Consider the following 3966-nt stretch of genomic DNA (forward strand, 5'->3'; position numbering starts at 1 on the left):
GTGCGATCGCCGCCCGGTTCGGGCGTCAGCGAAATGCGGATGGTATCGCCGATGCCGCCCTGCAGGAGAATGCCGAGCGCCGCAGACGAGGCGACGATGCCCTTCGAGCCCATGCCGGCCTCGGTGAGGCCGAGATGGATCGCGTAGTCCGAGCGCGCGGCGAGGTCCTGGTACACCGCGATCAGGTCCTGCACCGCCGACACCTTGGCCGACAGAATGATGCGGTCCTTCGGCATGCCGAGCTCGATGGCGCGTGCGGCCGAGAGCAGCGCCGACTGCACCATGGCCTCGCGCGTCACCGCGCGGGCATCGCGCGGATTGGCCGAGGCCGCATTCTCGTCCATCAGCCGCAACAGCAGCTCCTGGTCGAGCGAGCCCCAATTGGCGCCGATGCGTACCGGCTTGTTATTCTTGTTGGCAATCTCGATGATGTCCGCGAACTGGGTGTCGCGCTTGTCCTTGAAACCGACATTGCCGGGATTGATGCGGTATTTGTCCAGCGCTTCGGCGCAGGCGGGATATTCGGCCAGGAGCTTGTGGCCGATGTAGTGGAAGTCGCCGATCAAGGGCGTGGTGATGCCGCGCCTGCGCAAGCCGTCGCGGATGTACGGGACGGCGGCGGCCGCCTCCTCGCGGTCGACCGTGATGCGCACGAGCTCGGAACCGGCGCGCGCCAGCGCTGCGACTTGGTCCACGGTGCCCTGGACATCTGCGGTGTCCGTGTTGGTCATCGATTGCACGACGATAGGCGCACCGCCGCCGACGGCGATGTTGCCGACCATCACTTTTGTGGTCTGGTGCCGTGCGCTAGGCCCGGCGATATCGTTCTGGGGCAATTTTTCGGGCTTGTTCATGATCTTGTTCCTGGCGCCTCGAATATCAGGTTTTCTTGACAGTCAACAATGGGGTGTCTTGCAGACCAAGGTCCCGTTTCAAGGCCGGTTAACCAGAAAAAGCCCAGCAATGACAAGCACCGCCGCCGCCCCGAACACCGCCGTCAGGGCGTCATGCATGATGAAATAGCTGGCGATCACGCCAAATAAAGGGGTGATGAAGGTAAAAGCCGACAATTTGCTCGCCGAATAGGCCTTTACCAGCGCGAACCAAAGCGTGAACGTGGTTCCGACCACCCAGATGGCCTGGTACACCAGGAGCGACAGCGCGAGCGGTCCGGGGATGTGAGTTAGTTTTTCACCTGCGAACCAGGCCGCGAGGCCAAGGACTGGGATCGAGACCGCGACCTGATAGCTCAGCACCTTTTCCGGCGCCGCAAAGCGCAAGGACGAGGCCTTGGCCAGGATCGTGGTCGCGGCCCACAGCGCGCCGCCGCCCACGATCATCAGATCGCCGAGCAGGACTTTTGTGTCGACATTGGCCTGCGGCACGCCGATGGCGAGCGCCACCCCGAAAAAGCTCAAGGCGAGTCCCGACCATTGCACGCCCCGCAGCCGCTCGCCGAGAAAGCGGTAGGAGCCGAGCGCCACGAAGAACGGCGCGGTATAGAGAAACACCACGGCGCGGGACGCCGAAGTAAAGAGCAGGCCCTCGAAGATCAGCACGAATTCGAGCCCGAAAATGAGGCCTGCCAGCAGGCCGGGCCCGAGCGTGCCGTCGGGCTTGAACATCTTCACCCCGCGCAGACGGGCAATCAGCAGCAGCACCGGGAGCGCCAGGCTCGAGCGGATCGTCGCCTGCAGCATCGGCGGGATGTCCGGCAGCGCGAGCTTGACCGCGATCTGGTTGAACGCCCAGGAGCCGCACAGCACCAGCATCAGCGCGACGGCTCCGGGACTGAGCGGCCGCCCGGCGGTTGAAACCACGGTCTTGTGCATGTGTCCTCGTTGGCCGGCTTGCGCGCCGTGTTGTTGTAGTGTGAGCGAAACTCTTGCCGGCACGGAGGTGCGCCCCCTCTCCCCGTTCTTACGGGGAGAGGGTTGGGGTGAGGGGCCATGTCAGAGAGCTGCCCTCGCGGAGAATCCCCCTCACCCGCCGCGCAAGAGCGCGGCGACCTCTCCCCGCACGCGGGGAGAGGTGAACCGAGTTCGCGGACACGTCTACTCGACAGACGCCCATCGACTTCAATGCTTGGTGACCAACGCCCATCTACTTCGCTGCCTGGCAATGCGCGCAGGTGCCGGTGATTTCCACGACTGAAAGCTTTGGCGCAAAACCCGACGCGCGGGCGGCGCTGTTGAGGCTCTGCGCGACCGATGCGGCCGGGATCTCGCCGACCGCGTCGCAGCGCTCGCAGATCAGAAACGCCACCAGCGCCGCGGCGTCGTGATCGTGCGCGCAGGCCAGATACGCATTGCGGCTCTCGATCCGGTGCACGAGGCCATTGGCCATCAGAAAATCGAGCGCGCGATAGATTGTGATCGGCGCCGGCCGCGGCATCGATCCGGCGAGCGCATCGATGATCTCGTAGGCGCCGAGCGGCTTATGGCTCTTGAGCAGCGCCTGCAGGACGTGTCGGCGGATCGGCGTCAGCTTCTGCGCCCGCTCGCCGCAGATCCGTTCGGCATGCGACAGCCCGTCGGCCGCGCAGCGGTCGTGGTCATGGTCGGGGGCGGGGAAGGCCGGTTTCGTCGAGGTCATCAGCGCCATCTGCGGGCCGGCGCGGCAGGCCGGCAGCCCCATTATAACGGAATGTGGCCGAAAATCTTCACCCCGGCGGAACAGCCATGAGCTTTTGGCGGGGCAGCCTTCTCCGGCCCGGCCGATGACGAATTGATAAGCAAGCTTATTATATCCTAAGCTTACCGAAGGGCTGGGAGCGAATAGATGCGCGGTTCCGTGGACATGAATTTTCTGTTTTCGCTCGGCGAGCTGTCGCGCCTGGTGCGCGCCTATGCCGACAAGCAGGCCGCGCGCTACGGCATCACGCGCGCGCAATGGGCTGTTCTGGCCAAGGTGGAACGCAGTGAAGGCATGAAGCAGTCGGAACTCGCGGAACTGATGGAGATGCAGCCGATCACGCTGACGCGCCTGATCGACAAGCTCTGCGACAACGGCTGGATCGAGCGGCGCGGCGACGAGACCGACCGCCGCGTCAACCGGCTTTACTTAAAGAAGGCCGCACGGCCGCTGCTCGGCAAGCTCGCAGGTCTCCGCTCGGAACTGACGGCGACGGCGCTCGAGGGCATCAGCCCGCAGGACGCTCACCGCATGCTCGCGCAACTCGAGCTGATCAAGGACAACGTGCGGAGCGCCATCCAGACCACAGAACAAGAACACGTGAAGGAGCAACATTATGGCTGAGCCGGTGCTGAAATTCCCGCCCGACAAGGCCTCGCCCGATGGGCGGCCGACCAAGGCCGCGGAAAAACCGCGGCGGTCGCTGCTGGCGGCGCTGCGCCGCTATCGCCGCGTTCTGCTGCTGGTCGTGCTGCCGCTCGCGGCCGCCATCGGCGGTGTGGTGTTCTATCTCAATGGCGGACGCTATGTGTCGACCGACGATGCCTATGTCGGCGCGCAGAAGGTGCTGATCACGCCCGATATCTCCGGCAAGATCGACAAGGTCGTGGTGAAGGAGGGCCAGCATGTCGACAAGGGCGACGTGCTGTTCGAGTTCGATCCCGTGCCGTTCCGTCTCGCGGTCGCCCAGGCGAAGGCGACGCTGGAGCAGGCGCACACGACCTATGACAACCTCGTCGCCAACATCAAGATCTATGGCGACATGCTGGATCTTGCGCAGCAGGGCATCGATCTGAAGCAGCGCGACGTCGATCGCAAGCAGCAGCTGGTCAAGAACAGTTACGGCTCGCAGCTCGACCTCGACAATGCGTCGAATGCGCTGGTGACCGCCGGGGCGCAGGCGCAATTCATCAAACAGCAGCTCTCCAACGCCAAGACCCAGCTGCTCGGCAATCCCAACCTGCCGCTGGAGGAGTTTCCGCCCTATGCCCAGGCCAAGGCGGCGCTGGAGCAGGCCGAGCGCAATCTCGACCATACCGAGATGCGCGCGCC

At 64.4% G+C, this 3966-nt stretch carries 5 protein-coding genes; 2 read left to right on the forward strand and 3 right to left on the reverse strand.

The genetic code is table 11. The annotated features are described in order from the left end of the window. From ispG to JOZ76_RS35080, 3 genes are all read right to left on the reverse strand, one after another. A partial coding sequence (ispG, locus tag JOZ76_RS35070) for a (E)-4-hydroxy-3-methylbut-2-enyl-diphosphate synthase (protein WP_291705956.1) occupies positions 1-854 on the reverse strand: 854 nt, incomplete at its 3' end. Between the two features lie 78 nt (positions 855-932). Beyond that, a complete protein-coding gene (locus tag JOZ76_RS35075; RefSeq protein ID WP_291705957.1) occupies positions 933-1832 on the reverse strand; it encodes a DMT family transporter in 900 nt (299 codons plus the stop codon). Between the two features lie 271 nt (positions 1833-2103). Beyond that, positions 2104-2595: a Fur family transcriptional regulator gene (locus JOZ76_RS35080; RefSeq protein WP_291705958.1), complete on the reverse strand. Its 492-nt coding sequence runs from the start codon at positions 2593-2595 to the stop codon at positions 2104-2106. A gap of 186 nt (positions 2596-2781) precedes the next feature. On the opposite strand from JOZ76_RS35080, the gene JOZ76_RS35085 reads away from it, so the two are divergent. Together JOZ76_RS35085 and JOZ76_RS35090 are read left to right on the forward strand one after the other, a co-directional pair. Further along, positions 2782-3258, forward strand: a complete 477-nt coding sequence (locus JOZ76_RS35085) for a MarR family winged helix-turn-helix transcriptional regulator (RefSeq protein ID WP_291705959.1) — start codon at positions 2782-2784, stop codon at positions 3256-3258. After that, positions 3251-3966 (forward strand): HlyD family secretion protein (locus JOZ76_RS35090; RefSeq protein ID WP_291705960.1); only part of this gene is annotated, 716 nt, incomplete at its 3' end. The genes JOZ76_RS35085 and JOZ76_RS35090, both read left to right, overlap by 8 nt.

This window comes from Bradyrhizobium sp. (assembly GCF_019244115.1).
Classification (GTDB): Bacteria; Pseudomonadota; Alphaproteobacteria; order Rhizobiales; family Xanthobacteraceae; genus Bradyrhizobium.